Source organism: Embleya sp. NPDC020630 (assembly GCF_044334985.1).
Classification (GTDB): Bacteria; Actinomycetota; Actinomycetes; order Streptomycetales; family Streptomycetaceae; genus Embleya.
This window is the reverse complement of the sequence record NZ_JBIRUB010000003.1, coordinates 243,918-260,502: the sequence shown is the minus strand read 5'-3', so window position 1 is coordinate 260,502 and position 16,585 is coordinate 243,918. Positions and strand designations below refer to the sequence as shown.

General features: G+C 74.3%; 12 protein-coding genes. 8 read left to right on the top strand and 4 right to left on the bottom strand.

Annotated elements, in window-relative coordinates; translation table 11 throughout:
• The first annotated feature begins 3 nt into the window (after positions 1 to 3).
• The 5 genes from ACH4XV_RS12610 (at position 4) to ACH4XV_RS12590 (ending at position 6,828) form a co-directional block, all read left to right on the top strand.
• On the top strand, positions 4 to 519 hold the full coding sequence (locus ACH4XV_RS12610) for an SAV_6107 family HEPN domain-containing protein (RefSeq protein WP_395789040.1): 516 nt from the start codon (positions 4 to 6) through the stop codon (positions 517 to 519).
• A 56-nt stretch (positions 520 to 575) separates the two neighbouring features.
• Positions 576 to 4,055, top strand: a complete 3,480-nt coding sequence (locus ACH4XV_RS12605; protein ID WP_395789038.1) for a DNA polymerase III subunit alpha — start codon at positions 576 to 578, stop codon at positions 4,053 to 4,055.
• 52 nt (positions 4,056 to 4,107) lie between these two features.
• Positions 4,108 to 4,866, top strand: a complete 759-nt coding sequence (locus tag ACH4XV_RS12600; RefSeq protein ID WP_126638308.1) for a methyltransferase domain-containing protein — start codon at positions 4,108 to 4,110, stop codon at positions 4,864 to 4,866.
• A gap of 63 nt (positions 4,867 to 4,929) precedes the next feature.
• Positions 4,930 to 6,141, top strand: a complete 1,212-nt coding sequence (dinB, locus tag ACH4XV_RS12595) for a DNA polymerase IV (RefSeq protein ID WP_395789036.1) — start codon at positions 4,930 to 4,932, stop codon at positions 6,139 to 6,141.
• Between the two features lie 291 nt (positions 6,142 to 6,432).
• On the top strand, positions 6,433 to 6,828 hold the full coding sequence (locus ACH4XV_RS12590) for a DUF3040 domain-containing protein (RefSeq protein ID WP_380012707.1): 396 nt from the start codon (positions 6,433 to 6,435) through the stop codon (positions 6,826 to 6,828).
• A 231-nt stretch (positions 6,829 to 7,059) separates the two neighbouring features.
• Here ACH4XV_RS12590 and ACH4XV_RS12585 read toward each other — a convergent pair whose 3' ends face one another.
• From ACH4XV_RS12585 to ACH4XV_RS12570, 4 genes are all read right to left on the bottom strand, one after another.
• On the bottom strand, positions 7,060 to 9,513 hold the full coding sequence (locus tag ACH4XV_RS12585) for a transglutaminaseTgpA domain-containing protein (protein ID WP_395789033.1): 2,454 nt from the start codon (positions 9,511 to 9,513) through the stop codon (positions 7,060 to 7,062).
• The gene (locus ACH4XV_RS12580) at positions 9,510 to 10,919 is read right to left on the bottom strand and encodes a DUF58 domain-containing protein (RefSeq protein ID WP_380012713.1); all 1,410 of its coding nucleotides are present in this window, start codon (positions 10,917 to 10,919) and stop codon (positions 9,510 to 9,512) included. Before ACH4XV_RS12580 ends, ACH4XV_RS12585 begins: the two co-directional genes overlap by 4 nt.
• Before the next feature lies 1 nt (position 10,920).
• On the bottom strand, positions 10,921 to 12,108 hold the full coding sequence (locus ACH4XV_RS12575) for an AAA family ATPase (protein WP_395789031.1): 1,188 nt from the start codon (positions 12,106 to 12,108) through the stop codon (positions 10,921 to 10,923).
• 248 nt (positions 12,109 to 12,356) lie between these two features.
• Positions 12,357 to 12,881 (bottom strand): beta-class carbonic anhydrase, encoded by a 525-nt coding sequence (locus ACH4XV_RS12570; RefSeq protein WP_395789030.1) that lies wholly within the window; start codon positions 12,879 to 12,881, stop codon positions 12,357 to 12,359.
• Between the two features lie 347 nt (positions 12,882 to 13,228).
• Here ACH4XV_RS12570 and mraZ point away from each other — a divergent pair, with 347 nt between their 5' ends.
• The 3 genes from mraZ (at position 13,229) to ACH4XV_RS12555 (ending at position 15,534) form a co-directional block, all read left to right on the top strand.
• Positions 13,229 to 13,669, top strand: coding sequence for a division/cell wall cluster transcriptional repressor MraZ (gene mraZ / locus ACH4XV_RS12565; protein WP_078977589.1), 441 nt, complete (start codon positions 13,229 to 13,231; stop codon positions 13,667 to 13,669).
• Between the two features lie 283 nt (positions 13,670 to 13,952).
• Positions 13,953 to 14,906 (top strand): 16S rRNA (cytosine(1402)-N(4))-methyltransferase RsmH, encoded by a 954-nt coding sequence (gene rsmH / locus ACH4XV_RS12560; RefSeq protein WP_395789029.1) that lies wholly within the window; start codon positions 13,953 to 13,955, stop codon positions 14,904 to 14,906.
• A 25-nt stretch (positions 14,907 to 14,931) separates the two neighbouring features.
• The gene (locus ACH4XV_RS12555; protein WP_395789027.1) at positions 14,932 to 15,534 is read left to right on the top strand and encodes a hypothetical protein; all 603 of its coding nucleotides are present in this window, start codon (positions 14,932 to 14,934) and stop codon (positions 15,532 to 15,534) included.
• The last annotated feature ends 1,051 nt before the right edge of the window (positions 15,535 to 16,585 follow it).

Genomic DNA, 16,585 nt, shown 5'->3' with positions numbered 1-16,585 from the left:
TCCGTGAGCGCAAGCGCGAGCGCGAGTGTGCGCACGAGTGTGAACCAGTCCGCCCACATACCCGAGCCGCCGCCGATCCGACGGGCGCCGGTGCGCTGGTCGTCCGCCCCGCGCGGCGCGCTCGACCTGCTGGCCCAGGCCCGGCGCGGGCTCACGGAGGCCGCTGTCAACCCCGACGCGGCGGAGCGCTACGCCACCGCCCACCTGGCCGCGCTGCGGGTGGCCGCGGCCGTGCTCGCCGCCCGGGCGCAGGCCGACGAGCAGCGTCCGGGCCGGCGTCGGCGGGCCCCGCGCAGCGCATGGGAGCTGCTGCCGAAGGTGGCGCCCGAGCTGGTCGAGTGGGCCGTCTTCTTCGCGTCCGGCGCCCGCAAACGCGCCGCCGCCGAGGCGGGCCTGCCCGGCGCGGTCACCGGCCGCGAGGCCGACGACCTGATCCGCGACGTCGAGACCTTCTTCCGCCTGGTGGTGCGCCTGCTCGCGCTGCCCCCGATCCCGGCCCCACCCCCGCCCGTCGACTGAACGCCGTTCCTCGAACGCCCCGCCACCGAACCCCCACCCAAGAACCGGCACCACCCATGAACCGACCGAATCGATCGAACCGCCCCTTCGCCCACCTGCACGTCGCGTCGGGGCATTCGATGCGCTACGGCGTCTCGCACCCGAGCACCCTGATCGAGCGCGCGGTCGAACACGGCCTGGACACCCTCGCGCTGACCGACCGGGACGGGGTGTACGGCGCGGTCGCCTTCGCGCGCGGCTGCCTCGCGGCGGGCATCCGGCCGATTCTGGGCGCCGAGCTGGGGGTGCTGCCCGTCGAGCCGGATCCCGTCGCGCCGGGCCGGATCCGGCGCACCCCCGCGCGCGGCGGCGCGTTCACCGACCCCGGGCATCCCCGGGTCACCGTGCTCGCCCGGGGCAAGGCGGGCTGGGCCGCGCTGTGCCGGCTGATCAGCGACGCGCACCGGCGCGACCGGGCCAACCCGGTGACCACCTGGGAGGCGCTGGCCGCGACCGACGGCGCCGTGGTCGTACTGGCCGGACCCGACTCCGAGATCGGCCGGGCGCTCGCCGCCGACCGGCCCGCGCTCGCCGAACGACTGCTCGCCCGGGCCCGCGCCGGCATGCCCGACGACGCCCTGTACCTCGAACTGGTGTGCCACCTCGCGCCGCCGGGCCGCGCCGGATCCGCCGTCCACGCGGCCCGGATGCTCACCCTCGCCGACACCCACCGCGTGCCCGCCGTGCTCACCAACGCGGTGCGCTACGCCGACCGCGAGGACGCCGTGGTCGCCGACGTGCTCGACTCGGCCCGCCGCCTGGTCCCGCTCGGCCCGCACCACCTGGCCCGCACCGGCTCCGAGGCATACCTCAAGCCCACCCTCGACATGGTCGCCGTCGCCGCCGAGATCACCTGCCTGGCCGGCCGGGGCACCGCCGCCGCGCTGCTCGGCGCCGGCCGCGCGCTGGCCGACGAGCTGGTCCTGGACCCGGCCCGGGACCTGGGCCTGGGCAGCGTGTTCTACCCCGAGCCGGAGGTGCTGGGCGTGCCCGCGAGCCGGGCCGGCGCCGAGCTGCGCGCACGGTGCGAGGCGGGCCTGGGGCTGCGCGGCATCGCCCCCACCACCGAGGCGCTGGGTCGCCTCGACGACGAGCTGGCGCTGATCGGCCGACTCGGCCTGCCGTCCTACTTCCTGACCGTGGCCGGCGTGGTCGACCTGATCCGGGACATGGGCGTGCGCTGCGCGGCCCGCGGCTCCGGCGCGGGCAGCCTGGTCAACCACCTGCTCGGCATCTCCGGCGTCGACCCGCTCCGACACGGCCTGCTGATGGAGCGTTTCGTCTCGGACCGGCGCACCGCGCTGCCCGACATCGACGTCGACGTGGAATCCGCCCGCCGTACCGACGTCTACCGGCGGATCATGGAGGTCTTCGGCCCGGAGCGCTGCGCCTGCGTGTCGATGGCCGAGACCTACCGCGCCCGGCACGCCATCCGCGACGTCGGCGCGGCCCTTGGCCTGGCCGCCGGCGAGATCGACGAACTGGCCAAGGCGTTCCCGCACATCCGCGCCCGCGACCTCGGCCCGGCCCTGCGCGACCTGCCCGAACTGCGCAACCACCGACTCGCCCGGGACGGCGGCTTCGACGGCCTGTTCGCGCTCGCCGCCCGGCTCGACGGCCTGCCCCGACACCTCGCCCTGCACCCGTGCGGCGTACTGCTGTCCAACCCCACGCTCCTCGACCGCACCCCCGTGGAGACCTCCGCGCAGGGCTTCCCGATGAGCCAGTTCGACAAGGAGGACGTCGAACACCTGGGACTGCTCAAGCTCGACGTGCTCGGGGTGCGGATGCAGTCCGCGATGGCGCACGCGGTGGCCGAGATCGAACGAGTCGACGGCGCCGCCCCCGACCTGGACACGATCGCGCACGACGACCGGGCCACGTTCGACCTGATCCGCTCCACGCGCACCCTCGGCTGCTTCCAGATCGAATCGCCCGGACAGCGCGAGCTGATCGGCAAGTTCGCCCCGGAGACGTTCGAGGACATCATCGTGGACATCTCGCTGTTCCGGCCCGGCCCGGTCAAGAGCGACATGGTCACCCCCTTCCTGGCCGCCCGCCAGGGCTGGACCGAGCCCTACTACATCCACGAGAACTTCCGCGAGGCGCTGGCGGAGACCTGCGGCGTGGTGGTCTTCCACGAACAGGTGATCCGGATCATCCACATCGCCACCGGGTGCGACCTCGCCCGCGCCGACGTGGCCCGCCGCGCGCTGGGCAGCCACGAGCGAAAACCCGCCGTCCGGGACTGGTTGTACGAACTCGCCGCGCACCGCGGCTACAGCCGGCCGGTGATCGACAAGATCTGGGACGTCCTGGAGGCATTCGCCTCGTTCGGCTTCTGCAAGGCGCACGCCGCCGCCTTCGCGCTGCCCACCTACCAGTCCGCCTGGCTCAAGACGCACCACACCGCCGCGTTCCTGGCCGGCGTGCTCACCCACGACCCCGGGATGTACCCCAAACGGCTGATCCTGGACGACGCGCGCCAGTTCGGCGTGCCGATCCTGGGCGTCGACGTCAACCGCTCCGACGACGTCTACCGGGTCGAACCCCTCCCCGAGGGGCCGCCCGGCATCCGGATCCCACTGGCCGAGATCAAGGGCATCGGCGCCGACGAGGTCGCCCACGTGCTGGCACACCGCCCGTACACCTCCCTCGTCGACTTCCGGGCCCGCAGCGGCGCGTCCCGCCCGACCACCGAACGGCTGATCACCATCGGCGCGTTCGACGCCGTGCACCCGGCCCCGACCACCCGCCGCGACCTGCTCCTGCAACTCGCCGACCTGAACCGCCTCGGCCGGGCCGGCCGGGCCCGGGGCAGCCGACACCAGGAGGGCGCCGAACTCGACCTGGGCCTGGCCCCCGACATCCCGCCGGCCACCGGCCTGCCCGAGTTCACCGACGTGGAACGGGTGCGGGCCGAACTCGACGTGCTCGGCCTGGACGCCGGCCGCCACGTGCTCGACTTCCACGCGCCGTTCCTGGCCGACCTGGGCATCACCCGCGCCCGCGACCTGCTGAACCGGCGCAACCGCGCCGAACTGCTGGTCGCCGGGGTCAAGGTGGCCACCCAGACACCGCCGATCCGCTCCGGCCGCCGGGTGATCTTCCTGACCCTGGACGATGCCACCGGACCGGTCGACACCACCTTCTTCGAGGACGCCCAGGACCCGTACGCGGCCACGCTGTTCCACTCCTGGCTGCTGGTGGTGCGCGGGGTGCTGCGCCGCACCGGACCGCGCGGTGTGTCGCTGCGGGCCACCGGCTGCTGGGAGTTGGGCGCGCTGCACGACGCCTGGAGCATCGGCGGGGTCCCGGCGGTGCACGAGCTGATGGCCCAGGCACGGCCGGCGCCCGCCGCGCCCGCCGAGCGCCGGGTCCTGGTGCACGCCAGCGGCTTCAAGGTCTCCCCGTACGCCGACCTGCGTCCCGCCGGCACCGCCGCCAAGCAGGCCCCGCGCAAGCTGTGGCACGCCAGCCCCGGGAGCGCGGGATGACCTCCGTACACGCTCTAAGGTGGAACCCGACCGGTTCCGGAGGAGGGTGTTCGTGTCCGACCAGACGCGCAGGCGCAGCTCGATGCGCACCGCCGTCGTGTGGCAGGTGCTGCGCGAGGCGTTGGACCGACGGGCCGAGGCGGCCGGGCGGGACGTCCTCGACGTGCTCGACACCGGCGGCGGCACCGGCAACCTCGCGGTGCCCATCGCCCGACTCGGACACCGGGTCACCGTCGTCGACCCCAGCCCCGACGCGCTCGCCGCGCTGGAGCGCCGGGCAGCCGAGGCCGGGGTCACCGACCTGGTCCGCGCCCTCCAGGGCGACACCCACGACCTGTTCGACGTGGTCGAGCCGGACGCCGCCGACGTGGTGCTGTGCCACGGCGTCCTCGAGGTGGTGGACGACCCCGCGGCCGACCTCGGCCGGATCGTCCGCGCGCTGCGCGCCGGCGGCACGCTCAGCCTGCTCGCGGCCAACCGCACCGGCGCGGTCCTGGCCCGCGCCCTCGCCGGGCACTTCGACCAGGCCCGCGACCTGCTCGCCGACCCCGAGGGCCGCTACGGCCCGGCCGACCCGATGCCGCGCCGGTTCACCGTCGCCGACCTCACCGCGCTGGTCGCCAAGGCCGGCCTGGAGGCGGGCCCGGTGCACGCGATCCGGGTCTTCGCCGACCTGGTCCCGGGCGTCCTGGTCGACGACCCGGGCTCGTTCGACGCCCTCCTCGACCTCGAACGCGCCGCGGCCGAACAGCCCGAGTACCGCGCCCTGGCCACCCAGCTGCACCTGCTCGCGGGCAAGCCGGCGAACTAGGACCGCTTCCCGCCCGGGGCCCGCTTTCCGCCCCGGCCGCGACGCCCGGACGGGCGGTGCCGGATGAGCACCGCCCGATCCGCGCCGCCGCAGGCGATCATGCACGTCGACATGGACGCCTTCTACGCGTCCGTCGAGATCCGCCGCGACCCGACCCTGCGCGACACCCCCCTGGTGGTGGCCGGCCAAGGCCCGCGCGGGGTGGTGCTCTCCGCCACCTACGACGTGCGCGCGCTGGGCGTGCACGCCGGCCAGGCAACCTCCCGGGCCCGCCGGCTCGCCCCGCACGCGCTCTTCCTCTCCCCGGAGTACGACGACTACGCCCGCGTCTCCGGCGGCGTCATGGAGGTGCTGCGCTCGATCACCCCACGCGTGGAGCCGCTGTCTCTGGACGAGGCGTTCCTCGACCTCGCGGGCGTCACCCGCCGCCTGGGCCCGCCGGAGATCGTGGGCGAGTCGATCCGCGCCCGGATCTTCGACGAGCAGGGCATCACCTGCTCGGTCGGCATCGCGGACACCAAGTTCACCGCCAAGCTGGCCGGCGCGCTGGCCAAACCCGACGGGCTCAGCGTGATCCGCCCCGAGGAGGTGGTGGACTTCCTGCACCCGCTCCCGGTGGACCGCCTGTGGGGCGTCGGCGAGCGCACCGGCGCGTTGTTGACCGATCTGGGCCTGACCACCATCGGTGATGTCGCCCACACTTCGGTCGAGACGCTGAGCCGCGCGCTCGGCGCCGCCGCGGGCCGCGGGCTGTACGAACTCGCCTGGGGACGGGACCGCCGGCCGGTGATCCCCTGGGAACCCGAACGCAGTATCGGCGCCGAGGAGACTTTCCCCACCGACGTGGACGACCCGGTGGCGATCCGCCGCACCCTGCTCGCCCTCGCGCACCGCACCGCGACCCGGCTGCGCCGGGCGAAGACGGCCGGGCGGACCGTCACGATCAAGATCCGGTTCGCCGACTTCAGCACCATCACCCGCAGCCGGACCCTGCGCGAGGCCACCGACGTGGGCCACGAGATCTACCACGTGGCCTGCCTGCTGCACGGCGCGCTGGGCCTGGAACGGGCCCGGCTGCGCCTGGTCGGGATCCGGGTGGAGGGCCTGGTCGGCGGCGGCTCTCCGCGCCAACTGGTGCTCGGCGAACGGGATCCGGGCCGGCGCGAGGTGGAGCGCGCGGCCGACGCGGTGCGCGGCCGATTCGGCGACTCGGCGCTCACCGCCGCCACCCTGCTCGGTCGCGGGCCCCGGACACGGGGTCCGCGAGGGCGCTGAACCGCCGCCCGCCGCCGACCCCGGGCACCCCGCGCGCCGCCCACCCGGACCCACCCGGCCCCATCCCTCAGCGCGAACCCGCCCGGGCCGCATATCATCGAAGCCCTGACCGGGGGACATGAGCGTGCGTCGGGCAGGGCACAAGTGTGGGAAGGGGCGGGAATCGATGTGGTGAACCCTCACGCGGTGTCGGGCGTCGAGCCCGTGCCGAGGGTGGCTTTCACGACAGCGATTACCTGCCTATCCTGAAAGGGCCGCAAGGTCGCGTCGCGGCCGACGAAGGAGGACGCCGTGCCGCTCTCAGAGCACGAGCAGCGCATGCTTGAGCAGATGGAGCGAGCGCTCTACGCCGAAGATCCCAAATTCGCGACAGCGCTCGAAGCAGCCGGCATGCGCCGGCATACCCGGCGACGCACCGTTCAGGCGATCCTCGGATTCCTGCTCGGCATCGTCCTGTTGATGACCGGCATGATGGTCCAACAGATCTGGGTCAGTGTCATCGGCTTTCTGGCGATGCTCGGTGGGGCGCTCCTCGCGGTCACCGGTTGGCGTCGGGGACCGGCGACGGCCGACGCGGGCGAAGGCGGCGGCGCGGGCCGCGGCCGTGCACCGCGGCGGCGCAACAAGGCCAAGGTGATGAACCGCATCGAGGACCGCTGGCGTCGTCGACGCGAGGAGAACGGCTGACGTTCGGCGCATACCGCACCGCGTCGACGACGCGACCGGGGAGACCCGGTCGCCACGGGTGGAGTCCCGGGCGCGACGTCGAGACGGGGCGGCATACGAAACGACAACGCCGGTGGCGGTGACCTCCGAGGGAATCGGAGGTCACCGCCACCGGCGTTTTGTCGTCGTGCCCCGGTGCCCAGGGCGGCCGGGCGGCCCCGGGTCGGGCGGGCGGCCGGGGCCGCCCGCCGCTCAGCCGAGGTCGGCCGGCTTCGGTGTGCCGCCCGGGCCCCCGCCCCGGCGGCGCCGCGGCAGCCGGGGCCGGAACCGCTCGGCGAGCGTGTACCGCCGCTCGGCCCGGCTCGGCCCGCCCCGGCGGCGCAACGACGGCGGGAGCAGGCTCGCCCGCAACCGGCGACCGCGTCCGGCCTGGGCCAGCAGACCCCGGCGGACCGCCCGCACGTCCTCGCCGAGGCCCGGCTCGCGGACCGGCGGGGTGGCCGCGTACAACAGCCGTTCGGTGGCGAGCGCGATCCGCGGCAGCGCCTCGCGGGCGGCGAGCACGGCCGATCCCGCCGCGAGTCGCCCGGTGTCGTCGGCGTCCCCGGCATCCTCGCCGGCGGCGGCGTCGACCGCCAGCACGGCGAGCAGCCGTTCGGCGGCCTGGCGCGGGGTTTCCGCGTCCGGCGCCGGATGGCCCAGGTCGCGGGCGGTGTCCAGCACCTCGGCCCACCCGCCGAGCACCGGCCCGGCGCGGTCGTCGGCATCGACGTCGGCCGCCACGTCCCGGGTGAGCGCCGCGAACCGGCGTCGGCGTACCCGGGTGCGGACCAGCATCGGCGCCACCACGAGCAGCAGCACGAGCAGCACGGCGCCGCCGATCAGCAACACCCGGCCGGACAACCGCGGCCCGTCCGAGGAGGCGCCGACGGCGGCCGGCGCGCTGGTCGTGGCGGTCGACGGCCCGGCACTCGGCACCGTCTGCGGCTGCTTGGTGGGCAGGTCGCCCGCACTGCCCGGTGTGGCCGACGGCGCGACCGGTGCCACGTCCTGCTGGGCGTAGGACGGCGAGTTGCCCCGGGAGGGGGTCGGCTCGAACCGGATCCAGCCCGCGCCGGAGAAGTACAGCTCCGGCCACGCGTGCGCGTCGTGGCTGCTGACCTTGTAGCTCATGTCGGCCTGCTGCGTGCCGGGGATGAAGCCGACCGCGATCCGCGCCGGGATGCCCAGGGTGCGGGCCATCACCGCCATCGCGGAGGAGAACTGTTCGCAGTAACCGACCTTCTGCTCCAGGAAGTTCTCCAGCGCCGAGGCGCCGTTGCCCGGCGGGACCTTGGTGTCGTAGCGGAACTGGTTGGAGCGGGCGAACCACTCCTCCAGGTTGCGGGCCCGGTCGTAGGAGGTGCCGTTGCCGCCGATCCGCTGCGCCTGCTGACGGATCCGGTTCACCATGTCGGGCGGCAGGTTCAGCGCCACGTAGGGCGCGAGCCCGGGCGGCGGCGGGCCGGCGGCCTTGAGCTGCGCGGGGGTCGGTTCGACGTCGAGGCTGGTCACCGTCCAGCCGAGGCCGCGCAGGCCCTGCTTGTTGTCGGCCAGCAGCAGGCGACCCTCGGGCTCGTAGCGCCAACTGCCCTTCACCTGGACCTGCGTCGCCGGGTAGGGCATCGGCAGCGAACCCTGGTCGTAGTCCCGGTCGGACTCGACCCGGGTGACCACCTCGGTGGTGCGCACTCCCTGGTCCAGGCCCGGCGGCTTGGGGAAGTCCTTCGGCACGTCGGTCAGTTGCCGCTCCGATGGCTGCCAGGAGCGGCCGTCGAACCGGTCGAGGGAGGAGATCCGCAGATAGATCGAGCCGGGCGAGGCGGCGTTGGTGCGGTAGCGCATCAACTCCCGGTTCTCCGCCCGGTTCAGCTCGTCGGAGAGCTTGACCACGGGGTTGATCGTGGTCAGCCGATGCGACTGCGGCCCGTTGTCGTTCTTGTCCAGGAGCCGGTTGGCGCTCAGCGGGATCAGCGCGGGCACCGCCACGGCCACCGCGAGCGCGGCCACGCCGATCCGGCCGCCGCCGCGGGCGGGCGGGCGGTACTGGCGCATCGGCGGATAGCCGGGCGGTATCGGCGGGGCCAGCGGCCTGCCCCAGCGCAGCAGCCGTTCGCGGCCCTCCGCGAGCAGCAGCAGGACGTAGGCCAGCGCCGCGATCAGGAAGACCGCCCAGCCGAGGCCGGACTTGGACAGCGCGGCGGGCACGCTGTAGAGCGCGAGCAGCGGCAGGCCCGCCGGGGCGGCCTGCGCGTAGGTCACCGCGATCATGTCCACGATCACGGCCACGCCGCCCATCACCGTGAGCAGGATCGCGACGATCCCGGGCGTGGCGGGCGCGGGCGTGCTGAACTCGCGGATGTCCTGTCCGCCGGTGCGCATCAACTCCACGAACGCGTCGACGCTGCTCGGGGTCGGGATCGGGCCGCTGGCGTCGGGGACGCAGACCAGGAGCAGATAGGGCACCAGGGCGGCGACCTGGGTCAATCCCACGATCGGACGCGGCACCCGAATCCGCCGGGCCCCCTCGCCGACCAGGGCGACCAGCAGGATCGCGCCCAGTCCCTGGGCGATCCAACGGCCCGCGTCGACCAGCGGGAGCAGTGCGGACGAGGTCAGCGCGGTCGCGAGGGCCGCGACCAGGGCCAGACGCAGTCGGCCGGTCATGGCCGTTCCCCTCCGTCGACGGTGGAGCCCCCGATCGTGGGCGCCGCGCGGGGGCGCGGCGGCGGGCCCGAGGCGGCGGGCGTGGATACCGGCGCGGGAGCCGCGGGGGCGGCGGCGCGCGCGGTGCCGGCGTAGGACATCGAGCCGGCGGCGGCCGGGTCGCCCACCCGGCCGGCCGAGCGCCACAGCTCGGACAGCCGGGAGCCGGCCCGGGCCGAGAGCACCCGCCAGCCGGCCTGGCGGAGCAGGCCCACCGCGCTGTCGTGCGGCAGCGCTCCGGGCACCCGGCCCCACGTGCTCACGTCCAGGACGATCGCGACCCCGCGCCCGGAGCGGTGTCGGGCCCGGCCGAGCCGCTTGACGTCGTCCTCGGTCAGCGCGCCGAGCACGGCGACGGTCAGCCCGCCGCCCGCCGGGTCGCGCAGCGCGGGCTCGGCCTGGTCAAGGGCGTTCACCGGCACCGTCTCCACCACCGCGAGCGCGTCGAGCAGGAAACCCTCCAGGTCGCCGGGCGCGGCCCTGATGCCCTCCAGGTCCCCGGCGAGCGCGTCGCCCTCGGCGTCGAGCAGGCGGGTGGTGTAGCCGCGCCGGCACAGGTGTACACCCACCGACGCGGCGGCCGAGACCACCCATTCGAAGGACGAGGCCGGTCCGTCGCCGACGTGCGCGCCGGCGCGGGTGTCGATCAGTACGGTGGCCCGGTTCTGCCAGGCCTGTTCCTCGCGGCGCACCATCAGTTCGCCGCGGCGGGCGGTGGAGCGCCAGTGCACCCGGCGTACGTCGTCGCCGTGCCGGTACTCGCGCGGGACCACGTCCTCCTCGCCGGACGCGGACACGTTGCGGGCGTGGCTGTCGCCGTAGCCGGTCCACTCGCCGCCCAGGTCCACCGCGGGCAGCGGCTGCACGGCGGGGGTGACCACGAGGGTGTCCCGGGCGGCGAAGGAACGGGTCAGCTCGCACATCCCGAACGGGTCGGCCATCCGCAACCGCAGCGGACCCACGGGGAAACGCCCGCGCAGATCCGAGCGCACCCGGTAGGACACGTGCCGGTTGCCGTGCGGCTCGATGCGGTCCAGCACGAAGCGGGGCCGCGAGCCGAGTACGTAGGGCACGTGGTCCTCGAGCATCAGCAGACCGGTGGGGATGCGCGAGACGTTGTCCACGCGCAGCCGCACCTGGGACTCGTGGCCGGCCGCCACCCGTGGCGGCTCCAGCCCGCGGGCGCTGGTGACCAGGTGCCGGGTGCGGGCGACGATCAGGACCGCCACCAGCGGCAGCGCGGTGAGCAGGAAGCCGACCCGCAGCAGGTCACGTTGGCCCAGGACCACCGCGCAGATGCTCGCGGCGATCCCCGCCGCGAGGAAGGAGCGCCCCCGGGTGGTCAGGCCCGACAGTGCGGTACGCACGTCAGCGCGCCGCCCCGGAGCCCGTGCCGCCGAGGCGGCCGTCGGACGGCACCGGCGCGTAGCCCTCGTGCGCGGTCGGCGCCTGCGTCGGGTACGGCCGGCCGCCGTTGTGGTGCGGGACGCCGCCCGGGTAGGGCTGGTGGGCGGGCGGCACCGGCGGGGCGGGCACGATCTGCGGCGCGCCGGCCGCCCGGCCCTGGGCCGGTTGCGGGGCCTGGCCGGTGGGGGCGCCGGGGACCGGGACCTGGCGCACGATGTCGGCGACGATCTGCTCCGGGGTGCGCCGGGCCATCTGCGCGTCGGCGGTGGGCAGCAGGCGGTGGGCCAACACCGAGACGGCCAGGGTTTGCAGGTCGTCCGGCAGGACGTAGTCGCGGTTGTCCAGCGCGGCCGCCGCCCGGGACGCGCGGACCAGGTGCAGGGTGGCGCGCGGCGAGGCGCCCAGGCGCAGTTCGGGCGAGCGGCGGGTGGCGTTGACCAGGTCGACCGCGTAGCGCGCGACGGCCGGGGATACGTGCACCCGGCGGACCGCGTCGGCGAGGCGGACCAGGTCGCGCGCGTCGGCCACCGGGGTCAGGTCGGTCAGCGGGGAGCCGGCGCTGTGGCCGCCGATCATCCGCAACTCGGCGTCGATCGCGGGGTATCCCATCGAGACGCGGGCCATGAACCGGTCCCGCTGCGCCTCGGGCAGAGGATACGTTCCCTCCATCTCCACCGGGTTCTGCGTCGCGATCACCATGAACGGCGCGCTCAACTCGTAGGTGGTGCCGTCGACGGTGACCTGGCGCTCGGCCATGCACTCCAAGAGCGCGGACTGGGTCTTCGGCGAGGCCCGGTTGATCTCGTCGCCGACCACGATGTTGGCGAAGATGGCGCCCGGCTTGAACTCGAACTCGCGCTTCTCCTGGTCGAAGACGCTGACGCCGGTGATGTCCGACGGCAGCAGGTCCGGGGTGAACTGGACCCGACGCATGTCGCAATCGACGGATCGCGCGAGGGCCTTCGCCAGCATCGTCTTGCCGACTCCCGGAACGTCCTCGACGAGCAGGTGGCCCTCGGCCAGCAGCACCGTCAAGGCGAGGCGGACGACCTCGGGCTTGCCCTCGATCACGGTCTCCATGGCCCCGCGGATCCGATCGGTGGTGACCGTCAGATCCCCCAGACCGGCCTGATCGTTGAACGTCGACACCCGTGCCCCTCCCTGGAACCGCGTTGTGCATGCCCTGGGTCAGGGCCACAGGCCGATTCTCCCGGTAGCGTGCGCTGCCGTCACCCCGTTGGACGGCCCGGACAACGCGCGTTGCGACTCCGGACGGTAGCCGACGCGGCGTGGAGGGCGATCCGGTCGGCACAAAAGGGCTTCGGCCGAGACGGGTCGATCCCCTCGATGGTGCCGCGCCGATCCGGAATTCGGGTCGGCGGGAGAGGCGACGGAGCCTATGACTGCGCGGAGGCGTCTTCCGGTTGCACGTCGGAGAGCGGGAAAACCTCGCGCAACAGGCCGGTGGTGACGTCGTAGACGAAACCGCGCACGGTCTCCCGGTGCGGGAGGAACGGGGAGCGGAGCACCCGGTTCATCGACTGGCGCACGTCGCCGTCGAGATCGACGAACGCCTCGACCGCCCACTGCGGGCGCAGGCCCGTGTCGGCCTCCAGTTCGCGGCGGAAGTCCTCGGTGACGGTGAGCATGCCGCACTGGGTGTGGTGGATCAGTACCACCTGCGTGGTGCCCAGGTGCCGCTGACTGATCGTCAGCGAACGCACCACGTCGTCGGTGACCACGCCGCCCGCGTTGCGGATCACGTGCGTGTCGCCCAGGTCCAGACCGAGCATCGCGTGCACGTCCAGGCGGGCGTCCATGCAGGTGACGACCGCCGTGTGGCGGACCGGCATGGCGGACATACCGGGGTTCCGGTACTGCTCCGCGTAGAGGCGGTTGGCTGCGACAAGACGATCGACCATGGTCAGGACGTTAGCGATTGCGGGCCCGATCCGCTTCGTGGTGGGAGTCACACCGTCCGTATGCGGATGGATCGCCGCATTTTTGCGTTATGAGTGCTAATCCCCGAATGGGAGATTCATACCGGGAGCCCAGAGGTGAAAAGGCCGAAACCCGCGCCCGATGCGGGGGAGTGGCGTGCGGGGGGCGCGCAATCGGGTGGTTCTTCCGCGTCACCCCTTCTGACCTGGGCTTTTGTCATCAGTGGGAACAGAGTGACGCGCCCGAAAAGGGTTGACCGTGGGGTTTGGTGGAGTAGAGTGGCGGGAAATGGAGCCCACAAGCTCCTGACGGCGGCCGGAGGTGCTCGGTGTTTCTGGGCACATACGAGCCCCGGTTGGACGACAAGGGCCGGCTGATCCTGCCGGCGCGGTTCCGGGACGAGCTGGCGGAGGGCCTTGTGATCACAAAGGGGCAGGAACGCTGCCTCTATGTGTGGCCCATCGCGGAGTTCACCCGGATCGCCGAGCAATTGGGCCGAGCCCCGGTGACCTCGAAGGCGGCGCGCGACTACATGCGCGTGCTCTACGCCGGGGCCTCCGACGCGGTGCCGGACAAGCAGGGGCGGGTGCTGGTGCCGCAACCCCTGCGCGACTACGCGGGCCTGGACCGGGACAGTCGGGACTGCGTCGTCATCGGGACCAACACCCGGGTCGAGCTGTGGGCGGCCCAGACCTGGCACGACTACCTCGCGGAGCAGGAGCGGTCCTTCGCCGTGTTGTCCGAGGAGGTGCTGCCGGGCTTGATCTGAGCCGATCCGAGCGCGGCGATGCCCGTCGCGTCTTCTCGAGCTCCCCGAGTCGCAACCTCACGAACGTGGTCTCGCCCGGCGCACCTGCGGCGAGGTCTCCACCCGCTCCGAGCTTTCTGGCACTCCTTCCCCGGTGCCAGAGGTCACTTCCCCAGACGAGCGGGCGGGGACCTGGCTGCATGGTTCGCGGCATGTTCCGCGAGAAGGTTGCACCTTGGCCTCTAGACTGCGGGTTTCCGCACGACGAAGGGCCCGGAGTGAACGCGACGATGGTGGAGGGGCCGTGACGGCACCCGCCCACATTCCGGTCCTGTTGGAGCGGTGTGTCGACCTGTTGGCCCCCGCGTTGCGCGCACCCGGAGCGATCGTGGTGGACGCGACGCTGGGCATGGGCGGACACAGTGAGGCCCTGCTCACCGCCTTCCCCGAGGTGCGGCTGATCGGCCTCGACCGCGACCCCGAGGCGCTGGAGCGCTCCGCGGCCCGGCTCGCGGGGTTCGGCGAGCGGGCGACGCTGGTACACGCGGTCTACGACGAACTGCCCGAGGTGCTGGAGCGGCTCGGGATCGAGCGGATCAACGGCATCCTGTTCGACCTCGGCGTGTCCTCGCTGCAACTGGACCGGGCCGATCGCGGCTTCGCCTACGCGCAGGACGCGCCGCTCGACATGCGGATGGACCCGACCGTGGGCATCACCGCGGCCGACATCCTGAACGGCTACACCGCAGCGGAGTTGGCCCGGATCCTGCGCGACTTCGGCGAGGAGCGGTTCGCCCGCCGGGTGGCCGACGCGATCGTGCGCGAGCGGGAGAAGGAGCCGTTCACCACGAGCGCGCGGCTGGTCGACGTGGTGCGCACCGCGATCCCGGCCGCGACGCGGCGTACCGGCGGCAATCCCGCCAAGCGCACCTTCCAGGCCCTGCGGATCGAGGTCAACGGGGAACTCGCGGTGCTGGAGCGGGCGTTGCCCGCCGCCGTGCGGGCGCTCGCGCTGCACGGGCGGATCGTGGTGATGTCCTACCACTCGCTGGAGGACCGGATGACCAAGCGGGTGTTCGCGGCGGGCGCGGAGAGCAAGGCGCCGCCGGAGCTGCCGGTGGTGCCGGAGGAGTTGCAGCCGCGGTTCAAGCTGCTCACGCGCGGTTCGGAGAAGGCGAGCGAGCGGGAGAACGAGGAGAACCCGCGCGCGGCATCGGTGCGGTTGCGGGCCGCGGAGCGGGTGCGGGAAGACCGGTGAATCGACGCGGCGGACGGGGGAGCCGATGAGCGGCGCGGCGAAGACGATGACCCGGATCCGCCTGGCCGCGCGCCGGGCGAAGGGGACCACGCGTACACCATTCGTGGTGCTCGTGGTCGCGCTGCTCGGCGGCGGCCTGTTGTCCCTGTTGCTGCTGAACACCGCGCTCAATCAGGGCTCGTTCGAGGTGGGCCGGTTGCAAAAGCGGCAGGACCAGCTCACCGACGACCGCGAGGCGTTGCAGCGCGAGCTGGACGCCAGGGCCGCGCCCGGCGAACTCGCCCGGCGGGCCCAGGAGCTGGGGCTGGTTCCGGGCGGCAGCCCGGTCTTCATCGACCCCGCGACCGGGCGGGTGCTCGGGGTGCCCAAGCCCGCCACGTCCAAACCGCCGTTGGTTCCGGAGGCCCCGGCGACACCGCCCGGTGCCACGGCTGCCCCGCCCGCCGGTGGGGGGCCGGGCGCGCCGGTGGCGGCCCAGGCCGGGGCCGACCCGGCCGGGGCTCCGGCGCCGGCGACTCCGGCAGCGCCTGCGGCGCCTGGCGCCGAGACGCCGGCGACCTCCGCCGCGCCTGTCGCGGAGACTCCGGCGGCCCCGGCGACTCCCGCCGGGCCGGAAGCGGCCCGTTGACGCGAGGCTCCGCCGGTCGTGTCGCCCGCCCGGGTGCGCGGTCCATGGGCGGGCCGGGGCCTTGGGGTGCCGTGCGCCGTGAGAGGGCGGCGCGGTTCGACGTGTCGGGTCGGGGCAACGGGCGGATCGATGTGGTCGAGTGGGGGCGGGTGGGGTTTCGCCCGGCGCCGCTCGTGCGTCCGCTCGTTGTACGGGTGTGCCGCCGAGTGCGGTGCGCTGTCGCGTTCGACCCGCTGTCGCGTTCGACTTGTTGTCACATTCGGCTTGCTGCCGCATTCGGCTTGAAGGGACCCCGCGTTGACCGACGGACGCCGTGACCCCCGTGATCCGCGTGATCCCGACGAGCCGCGTTCCGCCGGAAGGGGCCGTCGTGACGCCGGCGCCGACCCGGCCGGGTCCTCGGCGCGCCGACCCCGGCCGGCGGCCGACCGCACGGGTGCGCCGGACGCGCGCCGACCGCGCCCGCGCGGTCAGGACGACCCGGCCGCGCCGCGTGGTGCGGGTGCGCGCGACGGGGAACGGGCGGAACCCGGAGGCCGGGCCGGCCGACCCGGGCGACCGCGCCGACCGGGCGACGAGACCGATCCGCCCGCGCGGCGCACCGGGCGACCCGCGAGCCCCGACGCGCCCCGCTCGGGCCGTTCGCGCGCCGGTGACGGCGGCTCCGGCGCGGGCGCGGGCCGTTCTCGGGCCGAGGATGCCGCCGCCCGGGACGGTTTCGGCCGTTCGCGGGCGGCCGGCGTGTCCCCCCGGGACGGCTCGGGTCGGTCGCGGGCGGACGGCGTCCCTTCCGGGGCCGGTTCGGGGCGTTCGCGGGGCGATGGCGCCTCGCCCCGGGCAGGGTCCGGGCGGGTGCGGGACGCGGACGGGGCCGCGCGTCGAGGGGCGGAGCGTGCTCGGGCCCAGGACGGCGCTTCCCGGCGCGATTCGGGTCGGTCGCGGGGCGATGGCGTGTCCTCCCGGGCGGAGTCCGGGCGTGCGCGGCGCGAGGACGGGTCCGCGCGACGGGGTTCGGGGCGCGGCGAGAACGCGGTCCCACGGGCCGAGGGTG